This is a genomic window from Telmatospirillum siberiense (assembly GCF_002845745.1).
In the GTDB taxonomy this organism is placed as follows: Bacteria; Pseudomonadota; Alphaproteobacteria; order Rhodospirillales; family Magnetospirillaceae; genus Telmatospirillum; species Telmatospirillum siberiense.
Genome location: NZ_PIUM01000002.1, coordinates 371,098 through 392,638 on the forward strand (window position 1 = coordinate 371,098; position 21,541 = coordinate 392,638).

22 protein-coding genes and 1 tRNA gene are annotated in these 21,541 nt (G+C 61.8%); 17 read left to right on the top strand and 6 right to left on the bottom strand.

Annotated elements, in window-relative coordinates:
• Positions 1–436 precede the first annotated feature (436 nt).
• From CWS72_RS03620 to CWS72_RS03640, 5 genes are read left to right on the top strand one after another with little or no spacing between them, the layout of a single operon-like run.
• Positions 437–2,686: a TonB-dependent receptor gene (locus CWS72_RS03620; RefSeq protein WP_101249183.1), complete on the top strand. Its 2,250-nt coding sequence runs from the start codon at positions 437–439 to the stop codon at positions 2,684–2,686.
• Positions 2,687–2,721: 35 nt separating this feature from the next.
• Positions 2,722–3,387: a MotA/TolQ/ExbB proton channel family protein gene (locus tag CWS72_RS03625; RefSeq protein ID WP_101249184.1), complete on the top strand. Its 666-nt coding sequence runs from the start codon at positions 2,722–2,724 to the stop codon at positions 3,385–3,387.
• Positions 3,388–3,390: 3 nt separating this feature from the next.
• Positions 3,391–3,789, top strand: a complete 399-nt coding sequence (locus CWS72_RS03630) for an ExbD/TolR family protein (RefSeq protein WP_101249185.1) — start codon at positions 3,391–3,393, stop codon at positions 3,787–3,789.
• Positions 3,790–3,797: 8 nt separating this feature from the next.
• The gene (locus tag CWS72_RS03635; protein ID WP_101249186.1) at positions 3,798–4,505 is read left to right on the top strand and encodes a TonB family protein; all 708 of its coding nucleotides are present in this window, start codon (positions 3,798–3,800) and stop codon (positions 4,503–4,505) included.
• Positions 4,506–4,525: 20 nt separating this feature from the next.
• The gene (locus CWS72_RS03640) at positions 4,526–5,260 is read left to right on the top strand and encodes an acid phosphatase (RefSeq protein WP_101249187.1); all 735 of its coding nucleotides are present in this window, start codon (positions 4,526–4,528) and stop codon (positions 5,258–5,260) included.
• Positions 5,261–5,354: 94 nt separating this feature from the next.
• Here the strand turns inward: CWS72_RS03640 and CWS72_RS03645 are convergent, their stop codons facing one another.
• On the bottom strand, positions 5,355–6,557 hold the full coding sequence (locus tag CWS72_RS03645) for a class I SAM-dependent rRNA methyltransferase (RefSeq protein ID WP_101249188.1): 1,203 nt from the start codon (positions 6,555–6,557) through the stop codon (positions 5,355–5,357).
• Between the two features lie 405 nt (positions 6,558–6,962).
• Between CWS72_RS03645 and ccoN the strand changes: the two genes are divergently transcribed.
• From ccoN to panC, 11 genes are all read left to right on the top strand, one after another.
• Positions 6,963–8,441 (top strand): cytochrome-c oxidase, cbb3-type subunit I, encoded by a 1,479-nt coding sequence (ccoN, locus tag CWS72_RS03650; RefSeq protein ID WP_101249189.1) that lies wholly within the window; start codon positions 6,963–6,965, stop codon positions 8,439–8,441.
• Between the two features lie 12 nt (positions 8,442–8,453).
• On the top strand, positions 8,454–9,179 hold the full coding sequence (gene ccoO, locus CWS72_RS03655) for a cytochrome-c oxidase, cbb3-type subunit II (protein WP_101249190.1): 726 nt from the start codon (positions 8,454–8,456) through the stop codon (positions 9,177–9,179).
• A gap of 12 nt (positions 9,180–9,191) precedes the next feature.
• Positions 9,192–9,350 carry a cbb3-type cytochrome oxidase subunit 3 gene (locus tag CWS72_RS03660; RefSeq protein WP_101249191.1) on the top strand — a complete coding sequence of 53 codons (159 nt, stop codon included), beginning with the start codon at positions 9,192–9,194 and terminating at the stop codon, positions 9,348–9,350.
• A gap of 2 nt (positions 9,351–9,352) precedes the next feature.
• Positions 9,353–10,231: a cytochrome-c oxidase, cbb3-type subunit III gene (gene ccoP / locus CWS72_RS03665; protein WP_101249192.1), complete on the top strand. Its 879-nt coding sequence runs from the start codon at positions 9,353–9,355 to the stop codon at positions 10,229–10,231.
• A 238-nt stretch (positions 10,232–10,469) separates the two neighbouring features.
• Positions 10,470–11,960 (top strand): cytochrome c oxidase accessory protein CcoG, encoded by a 1,491-nt coding sequence (gene ccoG, locus CWS72_RS03670; protein ID WP_101249193.1) that lies wholly within the window; start codon positions 10,470–10,472, stop codon positions 11,958–11,960.
• Entirely contained in the window at positions 11,957–12,481 is a 525-nt protein-coding gene (locus tag CWS72_RS03675; RefSeq protein WP_101249194.1) for a FixH family protein, read from the top strand. Before ccoG ends, CWS72_RS03675 begins: the two co-directional genes overlap by 4 nt.
• Entirely contained in the window at positions 12,481–14,817 is a 2,337-nt protein-coding gene (locus CWS72_RS03680; protein ID WP_101249195.1) for a heavy metal translocating P-type ATPase metal-binding domain-containing protein, read from the top strand. Before CWS72_RS03675 ends, CWS72_RS03680 begins: the two co-directional genes overlap by 1 nt.
• Positions 14,814–15,008: a cbb3-type cytochrome oxidase assembly protein CcoS gene (ccoS, locus tag CWS72_RS03685; protein WP_101249196.1), complete on the top strand. Its 195-nt coding sequence runs from the start codon at positions 14,814–14,816 to the stop codon at positions 15,006–15,008. The genes CWS72_RS03680 and ccoS overlap by 4 nt, the downstream gene beginning before the upstream one ends.
• Before the next feature lie 98 nt (positions 15,009–15,106).
• The gene (locus CWS72_RS03690; protein ID WP_241911551.1) at positions 15,107–15,817 is read left to right on the top strand and encodes a cyclic nucleotide-binding domain-containing protein; all 711 of its coding nucleotides are present in this window, start codon (positions 15,107–15,109) and stop codon (positions 15,815–15,817) included.
• 158 nt (positions 15,818–15,975) lie between these two features.
• The gene (panB, locus tag CWS72_RS03695; RefSeq protein ID WP_241911552.1) at positions 15,976–16,809 is read left to right on the top strand and encodes a 3-methyl-2-oxobutanoate hydroxymethyltransferase; all 834 of its coding nucleotides are present in this window, start codon (positions 15,976–15,978) and stop codon (positions 16,807–16,809) included.
• 12 nt (positions 16,810–16,821) lie between these two features.
• On the top strand, positions 16,822–17,685 hold the full coding sequence (gene panC / locus CWS72_RS03700; protein ID WP_101249198.1) for a pantoate--beta-alanine ligase: 864 nt from the start codon (positions 16,822–16,824) through the stop codon (positions 17,683–17,685).
• Positions 17,686–17,778: 93 nt separating this feature from the next.
• On the opposite strand, the gene gpt is transcribed toward panC, so the two are convergent.
• Positions 17,779–18,255, bottom strand: a complete 477-nt coding sequence (gene gpt / locus CWS72_RS03705) for a xanthine phosphoribosyltransferase (RefSeq protein WP_101249199.1) — start codon at positions 18,253–18,255, stop codon at positions 17,779–17,781.
• Positions 18,256–18,376: 121 nt separating this feature from the next.
• Positions 18,377–19,498 carry a hypothetical protein gene (locus CWS72_RS03710; protein WP_101249200.1) on the bottom strand — a complete coding sequence of 374 codons (1,122 nt, stop codon included), beginning with the start codon at positions 19,496–19,498 and terminating at the stop codon, positions 18,377–18,379.
• 262 nt (positions 19,499–19,760) lie between these two features.
• Between CWS72_RS03710 and CWS72_RS03715 the strand changes: the two genes are divergently transcribed.
• Positions 19,761–19,837: transfer RNA gene (locus CWS72_RS03715), tRNA-Arg, on the top strand.
• Positions 19,838–20,096: 259 nt separating this feature from the next.
• Here the strand turns inward: CWS72_RS03715 and CWS72_RS03720 are convergent.
• The 3 genes from CWS72_RS03720 to CWS72_RS03730 all read right to left on the bottom strand — a co-directional run bounded on the left by CWS72_RS03720 (position 20,097) and on the right by CWS72_RS03730 (position 21,537).
• On the bottom strand, positions 20,097–20,687 hold the full coding sequence (locus CWS72_RS03720) for an RBBP9/YdeN family alpha/beta hydrolase (protein WP_101249201.1): 591 nt from the start codon (positions 20,685–20,687) through the stop codon (positions 20,097–20,099).
• A 155-nt stretch (positions 20,688–20,842) separates the two neighbouring features.
• Entirely contained in the window at positions 20,843–21,391 is a 549-nt protein-coding gene (citX, locus tag CWS72_RS03725; protein ID WP_101249202.1) for a citrate lyase holo-[acyl-carrier protein] synthase, read from the bottom strand.
• Positions 21,392–21,393: 2 nt separating this feature from the next.
• Positions 21,394–21,537, bottom strand: coding sequence for a citrate lyase subunit alpha (locus CWS72_RS03730; RefSeq protein ID WP_241911560.1), 144 nt, complete (start codon positions 21,535–21,537; stop codon positions 21,394–21,396).
• Positions 21,538–21,541 lie beyond the last annotated feature (4 nt).

The following is a 21,541-nucleotide window of genomic DNA, read 5'->3' on the forward strand; positions in this document are numbered from 1 at the left end:
ATATCAAAAATATAGCGTTTATATTTTTGTGATATGAGTTTAAATTCACTAATTTCAGTGGAAATCTCCATATTTTCCGCCATTTCAAAAAATTTTATTTTGCATTTTTCATTATCAATTTTTGTATTTTATGTGTTCTGCGATATTCGGGCGGATATCAAAGAAGTATTGTTTTGGTGGAATAGGGCGTCGCCTTCGCATATTTTAAAGAATATTTAATGAAATAATCTGGATGATTCGCCTAGTTCAATAGCATAAGTTTAATCAATATTCTGTTACAGAAATATTTCACTTTCTGTTGGCGTGTGGGGATAATCCTGACAGGTTTATCGTTTCTTTCCGACATCATTATCATTGTCGCTTATGACATATTGCCGCCGACTTAATTTGTTTGGGGGGCAAAGACGTGTTGGCAGCCGTACATTCCGGAGTTGGTTTGGATAATCGTGCGTATTTCCGCGCCGTCGGTCTTTCCGTGGCGGCGCTTCTGGCGAGTACCGCGCTGGCGGGGGCTCAGACGCTCGATCTGGGCGCCGTCGATGTCGCCGGGTCGGGGGGCAATAACGATACTGCGGTCGGGAGCAAGGCTGCGCCCGGCACTGCCGCGGCGATCGCGCCGACGCAAAGCAGCCTTTACGCCACCGAGCCCCAGACCATTATCAGCGATCGCTACATCAGCGACATGCTGCCGCCGCAGTCGGACATGTCGGCGATCGTCAAGATGGCGCCCAGCGTCTATACCACCAGCCCGAACGGGCCGGGGGCGTCCGAGGCCAAGATCCAGATGCGCGGTTTCGTCGACGGTCAATACAACATCACCATCGATGGCGTGCCTTTCGGTGACGCCAACGACCCGACCCATCATTCCACCGCCTATCTGCCGTCTGGATCTCTCAGCCAAGTGATCATCGATCGCGGACCCGGACAGGCCAGCACCCAGGGCTATTCATCGTTCGGCGGCAGCGTCAATTTGTTCTCGCGCGCCTTCTCCGACACGGCCGGTGGGCATGTGGACACCGGTTGGGGCAGCGACAACACGCAGAACTACAATCTCGAGGCGCAATCCGGCCTCATCAAGGAGACCGGGACCAAGGTTCTGTTCAACTACGACAACACGATGACCGATGGCGCATTGCAATACGCCGCCGCCGCACACAAAAACTACATGCTGAAGATCGACCAGCCGATCGGAGAAAGCTGGGACATGACCCTCATGAGCTCGGTGGAGACGGGCATGTATTACGGTCTGGCCCAGATCACCATGGCGCAGGCGGCCAAGTACGGGAAGTCTTATGCCGGCCTGAATGCCAATCCGTCCAGCGCCGATTATTTCGGCTTCAATCACGTCCATAAGACGACGGATTTCGAGATCATGACGTTGACCGGCGATGCCGGACTCTTCCAGGTCGACAACAAGGCTTACACCTACGCCTACGTCAACAAGGATCTCGAAGAGAAAGACCAGACGACGGAAACCACCACGTCACTTTACACCAAGGCCCAGTTGGCGGCCAACCCGGCCCTGGCCAACGACGTGATGGGATTGGCCAAGGAAAACCGCTTCCGCGCTTTCGGGGACATTCTTACGCTGTCGCGCGACGTCGATGCCGGGATTTGGTCGGGCACCGGGCGTTTCGGGGCCTGGGTCGAGCATGTCAACAACACGCGTTATCTGATCCAGCGTGACGACACGCTGGGGCTCGCCGTTCCGACGACGACCTATCCCGCCGCCTATCAGTACAATATCCTTTCGAAGATCGACACTTTCCAGCCGTTCGTCGAATATGAGTGGAAGCCCTCGGACCGCTGGAGCCTGACGCCCGGCTACAAGCATTATGATTTCAGCCGCGACCAGTTCGGCAATCCCAACCAGACGGCCGGCGGCAAGACACAGACGGTCCGCACGCAGGCGATTAACGCCGCCTATTACGCCGATCTGCCCTATTTCACCGCCCGCTATCGCGTTTTGCCCGAGCTTTCCGCCTATTTCCAATATGCGCAGGGCATCCAGGCGCCGACCGTCAACGCCCTTTACGTGGCGGACCCGCAGGCCAATAAGATGCAGCCGCAGACCACCACCAATTACCAGGTGGGGGCGGTTTGGAAGAACGATCGCATCACGGCCGATGCCGATCTTTATTTCATCGATTTCGCCAACTATGCCCAGTTGAACGGCAGCGGCAATAATGCCTACTACAGCAATATCGGCGGCGTGGATTATCAGGGCATCGAAGGCGAGGCGACCGGTGTCGTCGGTGCCGGATTCAGCCTTTATACCAGCGGAAGCCTGAACAGCGCCAAGACCAAGGGAACCAATCTCTGGGTGGCCAATGCTCCCGACGTGACCTTGGGCGGGGGTCTGCTTTACGACAAGGACGGCGCTTTCGGCTCGTTCCTCACCAAATATGTCGGTCATCGTTACGCCGGCAGCCAGGTGGCCGGGACCGATTTCAACCGCCTGAAGCCGTTCAACTCGACGGATCTGGTGGTCGGCTATCGTTTCGGCAATGTGGTGGCGCATACCAGCGACATCAAAATCTCCTTCGGCATCACCAATCTGTTCGACCACCACACCATCACCGATGCGTCGAGCATGCTGAGCGGCAGCACGCCGACGCCGGCCTCCGCCACTTATTACTGGATGTCGGGACGGAGTTATTTCGGAACCCTCTCCGTCTCTTTCTAAGCGCACCTCCTCACTGACCCGTTCGGAGCTTTGGAATGTCTTTTTCTCACCTGATTGATCTTGCCGCCGCTTCGGGCGGGGTTCTTTTCGCCATGCCGGTCCTGTTGCTGGTGACCCTTACCGTCAGCTTCGAACGCGTCTGGTGGCTGGCCCGGTTGATGTCGGCCAGCCGGGCGACGATCGCTCGGGTGGCCGGGCTGACCCATCTCGACCGGACCGCCCTTGAACGGGAACTGGTCCGCGTCGAAGGCCAGCCGATCGGCAGCGTGCTTCGCGTTCCGTTGGCTTTTCCCAATGAACATGATCACGCGCGCCTCGCCGATTTGTTGGAGGAGGCGGTTCTGCGCGAAGTGCCGAGGGTCGACCGCTCGCTATGGATGCTCGATACGGCGGTGACCTTGGCGCCGTTGCTGGGTCTTTTGGGAACCATCATCGGCATGTTCAACGCGTTTCAGGTATTGGGGAAGCCCGGAGCGGCCCCCACGGAGATTACCGGCGGTGTCGCCGAAGCCCTGATCGCTACGGCCTCGGGACTGTTCATCGCCATTATCGGGTTGATCTTTTTTAACAGCCTGCAGGCCCGGGTTCGCCTGGTCGTCCATGACATGGAGACGCTGAAGACCATGCTGGTCAATCGCTTGAGCGGCAACCGGGACGAGGAGATTCAGGTGACCCGTTCGGTCAGCGTGCGGGGACTCTGAGCCATGCGATATCTCGAGCAGCGCAAGGCCCGCATCGAAATCGTGCCGATGATCGACATCATGTTTTTCCTGTTGGTCTTCTTCGTGATGGTGGTTTTGCGGATGATCCCGTCAAGCGGGTTGGCGACCCAATTGCCGCACAGCTCCACCGCCCAACAAATTCCCCATCCCAAGGTTCTCGTCGCCGTGGCCGACGACGGCGGCATTTCGGTCGAGAATCAGGCGATATCCCTGTCCGATCTGACCGCGCGGCTGGCAGCCGGCAATGCGGCGGAGACGGCGGTGACTATCGCCAGTTCCAAGTCGGTCACGGTTCAGCAACTGATGGCGGTCATGGATGCCTGCCGGACGGCTGGCGTGACCCAACTGGGTTTGGCCGCGCAAATCGAAACGCAGCCGTGAGCGCGCCGATGAGTTTCGTCCTGGCGCCCGTGGTCCCCTCCCCCCGCTGGTGGCCCGCGGCGGTGCTGGCCATTGCCGTGGAGGCGGCCGTTCTGACCGGCGCGGCCTGGTTGTTGGCTCGTCCCGCCCCGCCGCCGCCGGCGAGGGAGGAGATCAATCTTGACCTGACCACCTTGCCGCCGCCCGAGTTGCCGAAGCCGCCCGAGCCGGAACCGCCGAAAGCCCTGCCTCCCAAACCCGAGCCGGCCAAGCCCGTGTCGCAAAAGATGCAGGCCAAACCGGAGATGAGGAAACCCGTTCCGCCGCCACCGGTTTCCGCCAGGACGGCGCCGCCGCCGGGTCTGGTCAGCAGCGCGCCGTCCGATTTCGCCGAACCGCCGCCGCCGGCGCCCGTCGAGGCGCCTCCGGTCCGTTCGGCAGCGAAAGCCGAGGCCGTCGATCTTTTCCAGGCACAGGCCCGTGCCGCAGTCCAGGCCGCGTTGCGTTATCCGAACGCCGCGAGGGTTCGCAAGCTGGTCGGGCAGAGCCGCATCGGTTTCGATTATCGCGATGGTCAGGCGTCGAATGCCCGCATCGTGACGTCAAGCGGCTACGACGTTCTGGACGAGGCGGCGATCGCCGCGCTGAACAACGCCGTTCTGCCGACGCCCCCTCCGGACCTGGCGGGGCATTTGCTCAAGCTTACCATCGCCGTCAATTTTTCGGTCCAACCTTAAAACCGTATCTTCCGGAGCTCATGATGCGTCAACAGTTGTCCCGGTTGTTCAAGGCCGCGCTTGTCGCCGCTTCTCTCGTCGTCTCGGTGGCTCCGCTCGGTTTCGGGACGGCACAGGCCCGCGAGCCGATTTTCCTGCCGGAGCAACCATTCGATCTGCAAAATATCCTGCCGCCGCCGCCGGCCGAAACCTCACCGCAGGAGGCGGATGAACTGGCCGAATTGCACCGGATCGAAGAGAGCCGGACGGCCGAAGCGGAGGAGCGCGCCAAATCGGACGATGCCGAGGAGGAGGTGTTCATTTATCGCACGATTTTCGGCAAGGATTTCAGTGCCGAGCGCCTGCCTGCCGTTGCGTCCTTTTTCTCGCGGATCAAGAACGACGCCTCTCTTTTTGCCAAGGCGGGAAAGGTGGCCTGGCACCGCAGGCGTCCCGTCGCGGTGGACCCGACGCTGCATCCGATCGGCCGGGGCACCAGCGAATCCTATCCCAGCGGACATGCGACGTTGGGCTGGCTCGATGGGATCATCCTGGCCGCCATGGTGCCGGAGAAGCGCGAGGAAATCCTGACCCGGGCCGCCGACTATGCTCATAACCGCCTTATCTGCGGCGTCCATTTTCGCAGCGATATCGAGGCGGGGCAGGTGGCGGCAACGGTGGCCAGCCGATTGTTGATGCAGAATGTCCAGTTCCAGACCGAATTCCTGGCGGCCCGGAGCGAACTGGTGCGGGCGCATCTCGCGTCCGGTCCCTGACATTCGGAGCCAGAGCGCGTTGCGTTTGGATTGAATCGCGCTCGTTAGCCCGAGCGGCGGAGGGGGGGCGTGTCGGTCACGCCCCCTGGCCGGCTTAATCCAGTTGCAGAAGCAGCGCCTTCAGATAGGCGCTTTCCGGAAGGAAGGGATGGAGGGGGTGGTCGGCGCCGGCGCCCGACGAGCGCAGGATGCGTCCCTCCCTGCCGGCGAGCGACAGGCCGTGGCGGACCTCTTCGGCGAAGGCGTCGGTGCCCATGTGATGCGAGCAGGACGCCACCATCAGAACGCCTCCGGGCTCGACCAGGCCGGCGGCCAGACGCACCATCTTGCGATAGCCTTTCGAGCCGGCGGCCAGATCCTTCTTCGATTTGACGAAGGCCGGCGGGTCGGCGATGACGACGCCGAAGAGCTGGTTGGCGGCCTTTAGGCGTTCCATCTCGGCGAAGGCTTCCGCCCGGACGGGCTCGATGACGACCCCGTTACGCTCCGCCGATTGGGCGGCCAGGGCCAGCGAGCCTTCCGAACGGTCGACGGCGACCACCTTGCCGGCGCCGGCAAGGGCCGCCTGGATGGCGAAGCCGCCGGCATAACTGTAGAAATCGATCACGCTGCGGCCCTTGGCCATGGCGGCGACGGCGGCGCGATTGTCCCGCTGGTCGAAGAACCAGCCGGTTTTTTGGCCGGTGACCAGGTCGGCGAAGAAATAGGCGCCGTTTTCTTCCAGTTCGATCGGCCCGGAGATCTCGCCCTTGGCCACCCGGTCGTAAAGTTCCAGCCCCTCCAGTTTGCGGATGGCGCCGTCGTTCTGCAAAAGGACGGTGGACGGGGCCAGGACCTCGTCCAGCGCGGCGAGCAGCGCGGGAAGAAGCATCTCCATGCCGGCGGTGTTGGCCTCCAGCACGACGATATCGCCGTAACGGTCGATCACCAGTCCCGGCAGGCCATCGGCCTCGGCATGGATCAGACGGTAGAACGGCCGGTCGTAGAGTCTGTCGCGAAGGGCGAGGGCGCGGCGCAGGCGCAGGGCGAGAAAGGATTGGTCGACAGTCTCGTCGGGATTGCGCGAGAGCACCCGGACGGCTATCAGCGAATGGGGATTGAATGTGCCGACGCCAAGCCGCTCGCCGCCGGCGTCGACGATCGTCGCCAAGCCTCCCGGAGGCAGGGCCTTGGCTTCGGCGCTCATGACGATTTCGTTGGAAAAGATCCACGGATGGCCGCTTCTGAAGCGGCGGGAACGCCCGGGAAGAAGGTGAATCTGCGGGCGGGTGACCGATGTGTCAGAGATGTTTGTCATTGCCGCAGTGTAGCGTTCCGGGGGCGCTGGGCAAGAGCCGCGTGTTTCCGAGGGCGTCGCACGGAGCCGCAAGTCGCTATGAATGGAGTTGTCCGCCAAGCCCCCATCTTTCGCCCAGGTGGCGGTTGGACAACCATAGACGTATCCTATTCCAGAAACCACACGCATTGTGGGAGAAATTCGAGGGTAATTTGATTCAAATCAATGGCCCCTCTGGACAGAAGCGGCATATTCCGGCAGACCATTGCCGGCGGAGGGGGAATCCGCCGGGCTTTAATTCAAGAGCTTCGATAAGAACTGCCAGCTTGGCGGGAATATAAGGGGGAAGAGAAACATCTTCCCGACAAGAGGAACGCGGCGGGCTGGTTTCCGCCTGGAACAATTTGGTCGAGACAGGAGTTCGGCATGACCCAAGCGACCACGGCGCTCGGCGCCAAAGAAGCGACGCCTTATGTCGACGATGTCATACAAAAGTTTGTCATTGCGGCGACTTTCTGGGGCATCGTCGGTTTTCTGGTGGGCGATTACATCGCCTGGCAGATGGCTTTTCCGGTTTTGAACCTTGATCTGGAATGGTTCTCTTTCGGTCGCCTCCGGCCGGTGCACACCTCCGCGGTGATTTTCGCCTTCGGGGGCAACGTGCTCTTCGCCACCTCCTTTTTCGTCGTGCAGCGGACCTCGCGGGCCTCGCTGTTCGGTGGGGCGGCCTTCGGCAATTTCATCTTCTGGGGGTATCAGCTCTTCATCGTGCTGGCGGCCTCCGGCTATGTGCTGGGGATCACCCAGGGCAAGGAATACGCCGAACCGGAATGGTATACCGACCTCTGGCTGACCGTCGTTTGGGTTTCTTATCTGGTGGCCTTCGTCGGCACCCTCTACAAGCGCAAAGAGCCGCATATCTATGTTGCCAACTGGTTCTTCCTGGCGATGATCATCACCATCGCCATGCTGCATCTGGGCAACAATCTGGCGGTTCCGACGGCCATCTTCGGCGGCACCTGGTGGCGTTCCTACGAGGTCTATGCCGGCGTCCAGGACGCCTTGACGCAGTGGTGGTACGGACATAACGCCGTCGGCTTCTTCCTGACCGCCGGCTTCCTCGGCATCATGTATTATTTCGTGCCGAAGCGGGCCGAGCGTCCGGTCTATTCCTACCGTCTTTCCATCGTGCATTTCTGGGCCCTGATCTTTCTCTATATCTGGGCCGGTCCGCATCATCTGCATTATACCGCGCTGCCCGATTGGGCGCAGACGCTGGGCATGACCTTCTCGGTGATGCTGTGGATGCCCTCCTGGGGCGGCATGATCAACGGCCTGATGACATTGTCGGGGGCCTGGGACAAGCTGCGCACCGATCCGGTGATCCGCTTCCTGGTCACCTCGGTCGCCTTCTACGGCATGGCGACGTTCGAAGGGCCGATGATGTCGATCAAGGCGGTCAATTCCCTGTCGCACTACACCGACTGGGGTATCGGCCACGTCCATTCCGGTGCCCTGGGCTGGGTCGCCTTCGTCAGCTTCGGCGCCCTTTATTATCTGGTGCCCGTGCTGTGGAAGCGTAAGCAGCTCTATTCGATGCGCCTCGTCAGCTACCACTTCTGGGTCGCCACCATCGGCATCGTTCTCTACATCACCTCGATGTGGATCTCGGGCATCATGCAGGGCCTGATGTGGCGCGCCTACGACAGCATGGGATTCCTGCAATATTCCTTCGTCGAATCCGTGGCGGCGATGCATCCCTACTACATCATCCGGGCCACCGGCGGCGTCCTGTTCCTCACGGGCGGTCTGATCATGGCCTACAATTTCTATCGCACCATCAGGGGCGACGTGCGCACGGAAGCGCCGTACGAAGCGCCTGCCACTGTGATAGCCCGGAGCTAGGGAGAGCGATCCATGTCCATCCTGAAGCATCATGCTAAAATTGAGACGAATGTCATCCTGCTGATGGTCGGCATTCTGCTGACAGTCATCATCGGCGGTATCGTCGAGATCGTTCCCCTGTTCACCATCACCGAGACCATCGAGAAGGTGGAGGGCATGCGTCCCTATTCACCGCTCGAGCAGGAGGGGCGCAACATCTACGTCCGCGAAGGCTGCTATCTTTGTCACAGCCAGATGATCCGTCCGTTCCGCGACGAAGCCGAACGTTACGGTCATTACAGTCTCGCCGCGGAATCGATGTACGACCATCCCTTCCAATGGGGGTCGAAGCGCAATGGTCCGGATCTTGCCCGCGTCGGTGGAAAATATTCCAACGACTGGCATGTCCGCCATCTCGACAATCCCCGCGATGTCGTGCCCGAGTCCATCATGCCCGGTTACCGGCACCTCCATCGTCCGCTCAACTATGACGATGTCGTTGCCAACATGAAGACGCTGCGCGTCGTCGGCGTGCCTTACACCGAGGACGATATCGCCAATGCCAAGGCGGACCTGGTCGCGCAGGCCACCACCGACGCGTCCACCGACGCCTTGCTGCAGCGCTATCCGAAAGCCAGCGTAGGCAAGAAGGACAGAACCAGCGATCAGATCACCGAGATGGATGCTCTCGTGGCCTATCTGCAGATGTTGGGAACTCTGGTGGATTTCTCCACGCAGACACCAGACGCGATTCGCTAGGGGGCGGTTGCTATGGATCCCTTCATCAATGGGCTGCGCGCCTTCTGGGGTGTGTGGGTGATGGTTTTCTTCTGCGGGATCGTCCTTTGGGCCTATTGGCCGAAAAACAAGGCGACGATCGAGTCCTATGGACGGATCCCGTTGAAGGATGATGAGAACGAGGAGCGCTGAGCATGGCGACCAATGCTGAGAAAGACCCCGTCACTGGCCAATACACGACCGGCCATGAATGGGACGGCATCAAGGAACTGAATACGCCGCTGCCGAGGTGGTGGATGGGCGTCTTCTACGCGACCATCATCTGGGCCATCGGCTATTGGGTGCTTTACCCGTCATGGCCGACCCTGAACGGTTACTGGGCCGGCACGCTGGGATGGCATTCCCGCAGCCAGGTGGTCCAGGACATCGAGCAGGCCAAGTCGGCCAAGGCCGTCTATCTGGCCAAGATCCAGGAGGCGTCCCTGGAAGACATCGTCAAGGACAAGGATCTGCTGAACTTCGCCCTGGCCGGCGGACGGTCCGTGTTCAACGAGAACTGCGCGGCTTGCCACGGCGTCGGCGGCGTCGGAGCCTACGGCTTCCCCAGCCTGGCGGACGACCAGTGGCTGTGGGGCGGAACGCTCGACGATGTCCGGACGACCATCACCTACGGCATTCGCAACAGCAATCCCAACTCCCGTCAGAGCGAGATGCCGCAATGGGGCGGCGGCGATCCCCTGTCCGACGAGGAACTGAACAATCTGGCGGAATATGTTCTGTCCCTGTCGAAGAGTTCCTCCGATCAGGCGGCGGCGCAGAAAGGTTTGCCGATCTTCGCGGAACGCTGCTCGCCTTGCCATGGCGAGGCGGGAGAGGGCAGTCAGGCCGTCGGCGCTCCGGCTCTGGCCGCCGGCATCTGGCTTTACAAAGGCAAGAACCAGAAGGCCGAGATCATCTCGCAGGTCAAGAACCCCAAGGGTGGCGTGATGCCGTCCTGGACCGACCGCGGCCTCGACGAGGCGACCATCAAGACGTTGGCGGTCTACGTCCATTCCCTCGGGGGCGGGAAGTAGGATCCGGAAAAATCGAAGGGCGTCCGCGGAAACCGGCCGCGGGCGCCCTTCTTTTGTTGCCCTATCGCCAGATGGTTGTGACTTAGTCATATTTCTCCAAAGGCCGGAGAGCCTATAGTCCATTCCGGCAGGGCCGGGATGATCATTCGACCCAGATCTTGACCGAACGCAAGGTTCGGGGGGTGTGAGGCGGGTAGAGTTTTCGGTCGGAGTTGAACAACAGGATTCCAGGCGAACCATGTCCTCAGCGAAGCAAACGGTCTTGGAGCCGCCACCGCCTTCCCAGCGGAAGGTTTCCCTTTACGCCGTTCACGAAAAGGCCTACCCCCGTTTTCTCAACAAGGGAACTTTCCGCCGCTTGAAATGGCTGGTCATGGCCGTTTTGCTGGGCATCTTCTGGATCATGCCCTGGGTGCGGTGGAACCGCGGATTGGGGGCGCCCGATCAGGCCATCCTGCTCGATCTGCCGGGCCGGCGGGCTTATTTCTTCGCCATCGAGATCTGGCCGCAGGAGGTCTATTACCTGACGGGGCTGCTGATCATCGCCGCCCTGAGTCTGTTTTTCATTTCGGCGCTGCTGGGGCGCGTCTGGTGCGGTTTCACCTGCTTCCAGACGGTGTGGACCGATCTTTACGTCTGGATCGAGCAGAAGTTCGAAGGCGACCGCAACCGGCGCATGCAACTCGACAAGGCGCCGTGGACCTCGGGCAAAATTCTGCGCAAGGCCGGCAAGCACGCCTGCTGGATCGTCATCTCGCTGCTGTCGGGCTGGGGTATGGTGCTCTATTTCGACAATGCGCCGAGCGTGACCCGGGACCTGCTGACCGGACAGGCCAGCATCAACGTCTATGGCTTCATGGCGCTGTTCTCGGTCTTTCCCTATCTGCTGGCTGGTTTCGCCCGCGAGCAGGTCTGCATCTACATGTGTCCCTATTCCCGTTTTCAAAGCGCCATGTTCGACGAGCATTCGCTGATCGTCAGCTACGAGGGCTGGCGGGGTGAGCCGCGCGGCAAGCTGGGCGGGGCCGTCCAGGGGCGCGAGGCGGCCCAGATCTTCGAAGGGCGCGGACATTGTGTCGATTGCAAATTGTGCGTGCAGGTCTGTCCAACCGGCATCGATATCCGCAACGGCAGCCAACTGGCTTGCATCGGTTGCGCGCTCTGTGTCGATGCCTGCGATAGTGTGATGGACCGGCTGGGCCTGCCGCGCGGGCTGATCAGCTATGATTCCTCGTTCAATCAGATGGCGCGCTCGCGGGGGGATACATCCGTCAAGACCAGGCTGTGGCGTCCGCGGACATTCATTTATCTGGGAATGATCTGTCTGGTCGGCGCGGTGATGGTCTACAGCCTTTCAACCCGCAAGACCTTCGATGCCAATGTGTTGCACGAGCGGTCTCCGGTTTATGTCGAGTTGTCGGGCAATCGCATCCGTAACGGCTATACGCTGAAGATCCTCAATATGGTGCGCCAGGAGGGCCACTTTCGTTTGAGTCTTGAAGGCGTGGCGGGAGCCACCATGTCGGTTATCGGCATAGACGGGGATGGGCGCAGCACGATCGATCTCACCACCGGAGCGGACGAGGTCGGCACCTATCGCCTGTTCGTCACCGCGCCGAAGGGATCGGTCACCACCAAAAAGGCGGATCTGACCATGGTCTTGACCAATCTCGACACCGGCAGAATCATTCGTCATCAAAACATGTTTGCGGGGCCAGGCCAGGAATGACGCAGTCAGCGAGTGTTTCCTCACCGATGTCGGGGCGCAGGCCCGGTTGGTGGTATCCCTACATCTATGTCGGCGTCTTTCTCGTGGTGCTGGCCGTCAATCTGATCTTCATGTTTTCGGCGATTCATACCTTCAGCGGCCTGTCGACCGACCAGGCCTATGACAAGGGGCTGAAATACAACGAGGAGATCGCCTCCGCCAAACGCCAGCAGCAGCTCGGCTGGACGGTGACCGCGGAGGTGCGGGCCACGGCGCCGACCGCCGCCGTTCCCCATGGCGCCGACATCCTGGTAACCTTCAAGGATAAGGACGGCAGGCCGGTGACCGGCCTGCAGGGCGATGTTTCCTTCATCCGTCCCGCCCAGGCTGGTCATGACGGTTCGGGAACCATGGCCGAGCAGGGGCAGGGGCGCTATCTGATCGCCGCCGTGCTGCCTCTGGCGGGCCAATGGGACCTGGAGGTGGCGGCCCGCCGTGGGGATGTGAGCTACCGGTTCGCGCAGCGCATCTATCTTCCCTGATGGCTCTGTGTGCCCATTGCGGAACGGAGGTCGCCGCCACCTCCTCGGGTGGCGACGCCTTCTGTTGCCGGGGATGCCGCGCGGCATACGGCCTGATCCGGGGCATGGGTCTCGATCAATATTATCGCCGTCGCAGTATCGATCCGACGCAGCGTCCGTTGCGTCCCGACGAGGACGCCGGGCCGATCGACTATGCGTCCTATGGACGGGTGGATGAGGACGGTCTGGCCACTTTGCATTTGATGGTCGAGGGAATGCATTGCGCGGCTTGCGTCTGGCTGATCGAATCGCTGCTGGCCAAGCAACCCGGAGTGGTTCAGGCGCGGCTCAATATGACGACGCGCCGTTTGGTGGTGCGCTGGCGCCCTGGGGACAACGACGCCAATACGATTCTGGGGCCGGTGATCGGGATCGGCTACCTCCTGCAACCCTACGACGCTTCGCGGTTGGGCCGCGAGTCGGATCAGGCCGAGAAGGAGTTGCTGCGGGCGATGGCGGTGGCCGGATTCGCCGCCGGCAATGTCATGCTGTTCTCGGTGTCCATCTGGGCCGGCGAATCGGGGTCCATGGACTGGGTGACCCGCTCCCTTTTCCATTGGATTTCCGCGCTGATCGCCCTGCCGGCGGTGGTCTATTGCATCAGGCCCTTCTTCCGGTCCGCGCTGACCGCCTTGCGGGCCGGGCGCTCGAACATGGACGTGCCGATCACCATCGGCGTGACCCTGGCCTCCGCCATGAGCCTGTGGGAGACCATCCGCGGGGGGCCGCATGCCTATTTCGACGCGGCCGTCTCCCTGCTGTTTTTCCTGCTGATCGGACGCTACCTGGACAGCCGGGCGCGGGGGCGGGCGCGGGCTTCGGCCGAACATCTGCTGTCCCTCGGCGCCGCGGCGGTGACCATCCTGGAGCCCGACGGAAGCCGGCGCCTGTCGCCGCCCGAGCAGGTTGGCCTGGATATGACCGTAATGGTGGCGATGGGCGAGCGCATCGGCATCGACGGCATGGTGATCTCGGGCTGCTCCGAAATCGATTCCAGCCTGATCACCGGGGAGTCTATCCCCGCCCCCGTGGCGCCCGGGTCCCCGGTTTTTGCCGGCACCCTCAATTTGGCGGCGCCTTTGCGCCTGCGCGTCACCGCCGTCGGGGAAAGCACGCTCCTGGCCGAAATCGTGCGCATGATGGAAGTCGCCGAGCAGGGCCGCGCCCGTTATGTCGCGGTGGCCGACCGGGTGGCCCGTTATTACGCCCCCGTGGTCCATCTGATGGGGGCCTTGACCTTCCTCGGTTGGGAGATCTTCACCAACACCCCCTGGCAGCAGGCCCTGCTTTATGCCGTCTCGGTGCTCATCATCACCTGTCCCTGCGCGCTCGCCCTGGCCGTGCCGGTGGTGCAGGTGGTGGCCAGTGGCCGCCTTTTGCGCCAGGGCATCCTGGTCAAGTCGGCGACGGCCCAGGAGCGCCTGGCCGCGGTCGATCGCATCGTGTTCGACAAGACGGGCACGCTGACCGCCGGACGTCCCGAACTGCTGCCCGGGACCTGGGCGCCCGAGGATTTGCGGCTGGCCGCGTCTATCGCGGCGGCCAGCAAGCATCCCGTGGCCCGGGCGCTGGTCAGGGCGCTGCCCGGCGCGGCGGCGGCCGAGGGGGTGGAGGAGATCCCCGGCCGCGGGCTGACGCTGGGCGATATCCGGCTAGGAAGCCGGCGCTGGTTGGGGCTGCCCGACGATGGCGGCGAAGCCCTGGGGCCGGAGCTGTTCCTGGCCAGGCCGGATGCCCCGCCCGTTCGTTTCGCTTTCGCCGACCCGCCCCGCGACGACGCGGGCGAGGTGATCGCCCTGCTCAAGCGCCGGGGATATCACATCGAGTTGCTTTCCGGAGACCGGCCGGCCAGCGTCGGCGCCGTCGCCCATGCGCTCGGCATCGAGGACTGGCGGGGTGGCTGCACGCCGCAGGACAAATGCGTGCGTTTGGAGGAAATGGCGGCGGCGGGGCACAAGGTGCTGATGATCGGCGATGGGCTGAACGACGCCCCCGCCCTGGCTCTGGCCCATGTCTCCATGTCGCCGTCATCGGCGGTCGATATCAGTCAGACGGCGGCCGACGTGGTGTTCCAGGGGCACCGTCTGGCGCCGGTCGCCGAAGCCCTGGCGGTGTCGCGAAAGGCCGGGACATTGGTCATGCAGAATTTCGTCCTGGCTTTGGGCTATAATCTGTTCACCATACCATTGGCGGTGGCGGGAATGGTGACGCCCCTGATCGCGGCGATATCGATGTCGACCTCCTCGGTGATCGTCATCACCAACGCGCTCAGGCTTTCCCGCGGGAGGATCTGGTGAGCAACCTGTTGATGCTGATACCGGTCGCCCTGGTGCTCGGTGCATTGGGACTGACCGGATTCCTTTGGGCGTTGCGGTCGGGACAGTTCGAGGATCTGGACGGCGCGGCCAACCGCATTTTGTTCGATTACGACGAAACCGCCGACAGCCCGGCGGAAAAAGAATCGCAAGAGGGCCCGCGCCGGGACTAACCGCAACAGCGGGCTTGCGCGAACGGGCCGGGACGTTTCATGATCTGGTAACTTGACATGGGCCGAGGCGGTTGGCCGGAGGGGATCCTTTGGATGTCTTGACGCTTGAACGCGAGAAGGTCGAAGCGCAGGTGGTGAGTTGCGTCCACTGCGATCTTGGCGCCATGGCTTTTTGCGCGGGGCTCAGCACCCAGCAATTCCGCCGCTTCATGACGGTATTGGGCCAAGCGAGCATCGATCCGGGCGTCACCATTTTCCGCGAAGGCGATCCGGCGCTGAATCTCTATACGATCACCGCTGGCGCGGTGAAGCTCTACAAGCTTCTGTCCGACGGACGGCGTCAGATCACCGCCTTCCTGTTTCCCGGCGATTTCTTCGGCCTGTCGGTCCATGAGGGCTACGCCTATACGGCCGAGTCCATGACGCCCGTCGTTCTATGCCGGTTTCCTCGCCGCAAACTCGAAGCCCTGTTCGACGAACTGCCGATGCTGGAAAAGAAGCTTCTCGGCGCCACCACCCAGGAACTGGCCGCCGCCCAGGAGCAGATGCTGCTGCTTGGCAGGAAGACCGCCCGTGAAAGAGTGGCGACCTTCCTGGTGGTCCTTTGGCGGCGGCTTGGCGATAAGACGCCGGTTTTCGCCTTGCCGATGAGCCGTTCCGACATCGCCGACTTCCTGGGACTGACCATCGAGACGGTCAGCCGCACGCTGACCGGCCTGAAGCGCGACGGCCTGATCGCCTTGCCCGACGCCAATCACGTGGCGATTCAAAGATTGGATGATCTGCTTTGCATTGCCGAGGGTGGTTGATCCGGGTATTCGGCGCAGCAAGAGTTCTGTTCTCTTCGACAAAAAGGTTGTAAAAGACGCCGCGGTCCGCATCGACGACGATGCGGCCGAATTTGGCCGGCCGAAAGATGGGCGCATCTAAAGAGAACGCCATCAGGACCGACCGAGGAGATACCCCTGTGAGCAAGGAAATCGTCAGCAAGCGCATTACCACGCGCGACATCCGTTTGAAGAAGGCGGGTGAACCCATCGTCGCACTGACCGCTTATACCGCCCCTGTCGCCAAGCTTCTCGATCCCCATGTGGACATGCTGCTGGTGGGGGATTCGCTCGGCATGGTGCTCTATGGCATGGACACCACCATCGGCGTCACCCTGGACATGATGATCAATCATGCGCTCGCCGTGATGCGCGGTTCCCAGCATGCCTGCGTGATCGTCGACCTGCCTTTCGGCAGCTACCAGGAAAGCCCGCAGCAGGCGTTCCGCAATGCCGCCCGGGTGCTGGCGGAAAGCGGGGCCGCCGGGGTGAAGCTGGAGGGGGGCGCCGAAATGGCCGAGACCATTCAGTTTCTCGTGTCTCGGGGCATTCCGGTGTTGGGGCACATCGGTTTGAAGCCGCAGGCGGTGCATGCTCTCGGCGGCTTCCGAGCCCAGGGCCGGGCCGAATCGGAGGCCTTGCAGATCCGGGCCGATGCCCAGGCGGTCGCCGGTGCGGGAGCCTTCGGCGTGGTCATCGAAGGAACCGTCGAGTTCCTGGCCAGCGCCATTACCCGGGAGATCGATATCCCGACGATCGGTATCGGCGCGTCCCCCGCTTGCGACGGCCAGGTGCTGGTGACCGAGGATATTCTCGGGTTGTTCGGGACCTTCACTCCGAAATTCGTCAAGCGCTATGCCGAGCTTGCCGGTGCCGTCGAGGATGCGGCCGGGCGTTATGCCGCCGACGTGCGGGCCCGCCGCTTTCCCGGTCCAGAACATTGTTTCGGCATGCCGAAACCTTCCGAGCCTTAAAAGATGCCTGCGATGACTATTCAGAACACATTGCCGACCTTCAGAACCGTCGCGCTTTTGCGTGACACCATCCGCGCCTGGCAGGGGCAGGGATTGCGCGTCGCCCTGATCCCGACCATGGGGGCGCTGCATGCCGGGCATATGGCGTTGGTGACCCGAGCCTTGCAGGTCGCCGACCGTGCCGTTGCCAGCGTCTTCGTCAATCCCACGCAGTTCGGTCCCAAAGAGGATTTCGCCAGCTATCCGCGCCGGGAATCGGAAGACGCGATGCTGCTGATGAAGAACGGAGGACATGGTCTTTACGCACCCACGGTCGATGAGATGTATCCGGAAGGATTCGTCACCAGCATCACCGTCGGCGGACCTTCGGCGGGATTGTGCGGCGATTTCCGGCCCGGCCATTTCTCCGGCGTGGCAACGGTGGTGACCAAATTGCTGCTGCAGTCGGGGGCCGACGTGGCGTTGTTCGGTGAGAAGGATTACCAGCAGCTCCAGGTGATCCGCCGTCTGGTGCGCGATTTGAACATTCCGACGGTGATCGAGGGCGTTCCCACGGTTCGGGAAAGCGATGGGTTGGCGATGAGTTCGCGCAACGCCTATCTGAGCGTCGAGGAGCGTGCCATAGCCCCGATATTGCACCAGACGCTGATGGCGATGGCCTCGCGGGTGGCCGAGAGGGCGCCGATCGCCGAACAGGAGGCGTGGGGCCGGAAGCAATTGCTGACGGCGGGCTTCAGGGCGGTGGATTACTTGAGTGTTCGCGATGCGGAGAGTTTGACCCCGTTGGACACGCTGACCGGTGCGGCCCGCATCCTGGCCGCCGCCCATTTGGGAAAGACCCGCCTGATCGACAATGTCGGGGTACGGCCGGCCTGATCCGGCTCATCGTCTCGACACCGGCAGGGACGCCGGTGCCACTTACATAAAGCGACAAACTCAGTGGCACCGGCGTCCCTGACGGTGTCCGTTTCAGCCGCGGTGCAGGCGCCAGTTGGCCGGGTCGTCGTCCCAGGGGAAAACCAGCCAGATCTCCTGATCGATCGGGATCACCGTGGTGTCGACCACCGGCTGTCCCACCGGCTTGACATAGACGGTGGCGTAATGCGCCTTGGGCAGCATCTTGCGCAATTGGCGGAAGGTCTTGCCGGAATCGACCAGATCGTCGATGACCAGCCAGCCGGTGCCATCGCCTTCCACCGGTTTCAGAATCAGCAGGTCGTCACGCTGGACGGTGTCGTCGTAACTCGATACGCAGACGGTATCGACCAGGCGAATATCGAGTTCCCGGGCCACGATGGCCGCTGGAACCAAGCCGCCGCGGGCCACCGCGATGATGCCTTTGAACGGCCCCTTGGTCCGCAGTTTCTGCGATAAGATCACGGAATCGCGATGCAGGGCATCCCAGCCGATCTTGATGGCGGCGTTTCCGGTAAAATCCTGAGCCATGTGACACTCCCCGAAATAGGGGGCGCATTTAACCCCAGGTGACGGGTTGAGGCAACAGCTGGAACAATAAAAAAGCCGACCTGAAGGTCGGCTTTTTCAGCTGCCGTGAAAGGCCAGCCGTTTAACGAACGAAAACCCTGACCTCGCCGGAGGTGGCGTCGGGGCTGCTCAAGGACGAGACGCGAACCCGATCGGACGGCAAGCCCATCTGCGAAAGCGACCGGACAACGGCCTCGGCATTGCGCCGCGCGGTGGTTTCGCCCAATGCGGTGGTGCCCGGGGAGCCCGAGGACGGCGACACGGCGACAACGTCGAAGACCGCAGTCGGACGGCGGTCGAGGGCACCCTTGACGGCGGTATAGAGCGCGTCCTCATAGGCGATGTTCTGGCGGTCGAAACGGATGACCACCAGCGGGCGCTCGGTGGAGCCGACTGCGGCGGACGTCGCCTGGGTCGCCCCAGGGGCCAGCGACGCCGGGTTGGCGTAGGCCACGTTGGAAAGGGACGCGCCGTAAAGCTGCCCATTCTTGATGGCGATGGCCAGCGTGTTCAGATTGCTGCGCTCGTTGGAAACGTACTGCTGCTGGCGCTGCACATCGGTCGCCAGATCGGTCAGCAGGCGCTCGATCATGACGATGGTTCCGTTGGTTTCGTCTTCAAGGACGCGCAATTGCCGATGGTCCTCGTCGACGGCACCGGACAGGCTGCGCGCCGCGCGGACCGAATCGAGCAGATAGGCCGCCAGGCCGGAGGTCGAAGCGACATCCGTGCTGAGGCGATTCATCTTCAGCACATCCTCATTGATGTGATCAAGTGCGCCCTGTGCGGTATTCCACTGCTGGACCAGGATCGGATTGCCGAGCGTCGTTCCGACCTGCAACCGCGATTCGATGGCGGCCACGGTGCCGTGATAGCTCTGTGAATCCTGAACGGTCTGATTGCGGATCTGCTGGAGTTGACCAGCCTGGCCGGTCAGCGTGCTCTGGAGCTGTTGCAGATCGTTGCGCAAAGAGGAAACCTTCTGCCCGACGAAGGTTCCGGTGGATTGGCCGGATGAGACCCTCGGTACGGCGTAGGTATTCTCGACCGCAGCCGACGGCTGCGCGCTCGTCGCGCCGGCGGTCGATGAAGTAGCGTCCGGAGCCTGTGCGAGAGGCGGAAACAAAGCCTGGTCGGTGAAAGAGCATCCACCAAGCAGGAGTGCCGCAAAGACGGCGACGGAATGGGTTTTAGTGAAAGCCATCGGGCAGGGCACCTTGACTCGCGAGTTTATGGTCTATGCGGCCGGGATCTTTTTTAGAATTTCTGTAATGGAAAGAAATTTGCTCCCCCAGCAAATCTTCGGGCGAGTGTACTCAAATGCTGCTGGGGGGACAAGCCGCTTTTGGTCCGCGGGGAGGGCTCGGTCAGCAAGTTGCACCTCCCCCATATTTTGCCTTGCGCAGTGAGATTGGTTTGAGTATGTTCCCCGTCCTCCGCCCCGCCGAACGGCAGGGCTTGAGAATGCGCCCGTAGCTCAATTGGATAGAGCACTAGACTACGGATCTGGGGGTTGGGAGTTCGAATCTCTCCGGGCGCACCATTCTCAACCATTTCATACATTCCCTCTATCGAAGCGTCCGGCATCGCTCGTTCGCAGGATCATTCGCATCCTGACCGCAGCGGCGCATTTTTTTTGTCGGCAAGTCTATCGAACACTCAAGTATTCAAATGACCAACACGGATATTGACGATAACGTTACGATTCTTGGTGGCGATTGGCAAATTTTTCAATTTTCCCATCCAAATATTGTTGGGGGGTAATTGAAAGTTCAATCAGGGCGATCGGGACTGTGACCTCGTCAGGTTCCCTGCCGCTGGTGATCGATGGTCGCCACCAGTTCCTTTAGAATCTCCAGGCCATAGGGCCAGGGGCCGAAGCCGGCCTCGGCATTGATGTGTCCGGCTTCGCCGATGTCGGCGAGATCGGCGTTCCACACCTTGCTCCAATAGACCGTGCGACCGAAACGGATGACGGGGTCGTTGTGGCTGGCCACGACGACCGTCGGCACGTGAAGCGGTGCCATCGGCACGCGGTCCTCCACTTCGAACTTCTCGGGCTCGGCCGGGGCGACCAGCATCAGCCCGGCGATCGGATAACGCTCTTCGGTGGTTACGCAGCAGGAGGCGAGGGCGCCGAAGCTATGGCCGACCAGGATGGCCGGTTGCCGGCAGGTCGCCAAGAGCCGGTGGGTGGCGTCGATCCATGAACCGATGTCGGGATTGTTCCAGCGGCTCTGCGTCACGCGTCGCCAGAAATCGTGCCGGGCCTGCCAGAAGCTCTGCCAATGTTCCGGGCCGCTGTCGTTGAGACCCGGAACCAGGACAAAGTCGTAGCGTGCCGCTGCTTCGTTGAGTGCCTTGTCGGTTTCCTGGTGATGAGGAAAGGTCATGACTTCCGGCGGTTGAAATGTCTATCAGCTTCGGAGAGTAGCCGCCTGTCGTTCAGCACAGCAAGTCCGCTTGATGAAAGCCGTGTCGATTTCCGAAAGGGTGGGTTGCGTTTTGCGAAGAGCTTCGCGGTCCGGACGGGGTACCAGTCCCGGCGTTAAGGGCCTGTCGCGGAATAGGCGCCTGTCATCTTTTCGATCGCCGTCAACAGTTCCTCCAGGGAGTGTCGGCGCGATCGGGCACAGGCATGCGCCTCGGCTTCGCAGAGAAGGCATCGGCGCGGCGGTTGCCCCAGGGATCGGCGCGAGATGATCCCCCGTTCGGGGCAGATGACGTCGAGATCCCATAGCCGGCCCAGGGGATGGGTGTCCTCCAGTTTGGCAAGGGCCCGTTTGATCTCCAGGGCGTCGGCGTCGATCACATGGATGCTTTCCGGCCCGGTCGGTCCGCGGACCGGTTCGAACAGGCGAACCGGCCAATCGCGGGCGGCAAACAAGGCCTCCAGGGCCTCCCTGGCAGCGGCCATGGCGATGCGCGACTGCGCATTGTCCTTCACCGGACCGGGCATCACCACGCCCGACGAGACGACCGGCAGGGCGAAACGGGTCAGCGCCGCCTGTTGGCGGGCCGCCCGTTTGTCCCTCGCCTCGAGCATCTGCTCGAGGCTGACCGCTTCACCGTTTCGACCGGTCGTCTCCGCCGTCATGCTCAGTCCTTGACCTGGCGCACCACGTCGATCGCGCTGCCATCGCGATAACGCACGATACCGACGACCTTGTCGAGGAACTCGATGGGCTTTGGCTCTCCGGTGAGGGCGACGGCGCGCTTGTAGAGGTCCTCGATGGATGTCACCGGC

What these genes read in the sequence shown, in the direction of transcription:
- CWS72_RS03625 (WP_101249184.1), top strand. Translation starts at nt 2,722, where the DNA reads ATGTCTTTTTCTCACCTGATTGATCTTGCCGCCGCTTCGGGCGGGGTT.
- CWS72_RS03630 (WP_101249185.1), top strand. Translation starts at nt 3,391, where the DNA reads ATGCGATATCTCGAGCAGCGCAAGGCCCGCATCGAAATCGTGCCGATG.
- CWS72_RS03635 (WP_101249186.1), top strand. Translation starts at nt 3,798, where the DNA reads ATGAGTTTCGTCCTGGCGCCCGTGGTCCCCTCCCCCCGCTGGTGGCCC.
- CWS72_RS03640 (WP_101249187.1), top strand. Translation starts at nt 4,526, where the DNA reads ATGATGCGTCAACAGTTGTCCCGGTTGTTCAAGGCCGCGCTTGTCGCC.
- CWS72_RS03645 (WP_101249188.1), bottom strand. Translation starts at nt 6,557, where the DNA reads ATGACAAACATCTCTGACACATCGGTCACCCGCCCGCAGATTCACCTT.
- ccoN (WP_101249189.1), top strand. Translation starts at nt 6,963, where the DNA reads ATGACCCAAGCGACCACGGCGCTCGGCGCCAAAGAAGCGACGCCTTAT.
- ccoO (WP_101249190.1), top strand. Translation starts at nt 8,454, where the DNA reads ATGTCCATCCTGAAGCATCATGCTAAAATTGAGACGAATGTCATCCTG.
- CWS72_RS03660 (WP_101249191.1), top strand. Translation starts at nt 9,192, where the DNA reads ATGGATCCCTTCATCAATGGGCTGCGCGCCTTCTGGGGTGTGTGGGTG.
- ccoP (WP_101249192.1), top strand. Translation starts at nt 9,353, where the DNA reads ATGGCGACCAATGCTGAGAAAGACCCCGTCACTGGCCAATACACGACC.
- ccoG (WP_101249193.1), top strand. Translation starts at nt 10,470, where the DNA reads ATGTCCTCAGCGAAGCAAACGGTCTTGGAGCCGCCACCGCCTTCCCAG.
- CWS72_RS03675 (WP_101249194.1), top strand. Translation starts at nt 11,957, where the DNA reads ATGACGCAGTCAGCGAGTGTTTCCTCACCGATGTCGGGGCGCAGGCCC.
- CWS72_RS03680 (WP_101249195.1), top strand. Translation starts at nt 12,481, where the DNA reads ATGGCTCTGTGTGCCCATTGCGGAACGGAGGTCGCCGCCACCTCCTCG.
- panC (WP_101249198.1), top strand. Translation starts at nt 16,822, where the DNA reads ATGACTATTCAGAACACATTGCCGACCTTCAGAACCGTCGCGCTTTTG.
- gpt (WP_101249199.1), bottom strand. Translation starts at nt 18,255, where the DNA reads ATGGCTCAGGATTTTACCGGAAACGCCGCCATCAAGATCGGCTGGGAT.
- CWS72_RS03710 (WP_101249200.1), bottom strand. Translation starts at nt 19,498, where the DNA reads ATGGCTTTCACTAAAACCCATTCCGTCGCCGTCTTTGCGGCACTCCTG.
- CWS72_RS03720 (WP_101249201.1), bottom strand. Translation starts at nt 20,687, where the DNA reads ATGACCTTTCCTCATCACCAGGAAACCGACAAGGCACTCAACGAAGCA.
- citX (WP_101249202.1), bottom strand. Translation starts at nt 21,391, where the DNA reads ATGACGGCGGAGACGACCGGTCGAAACGGTGAAGCGGTCAGCCTCGAG.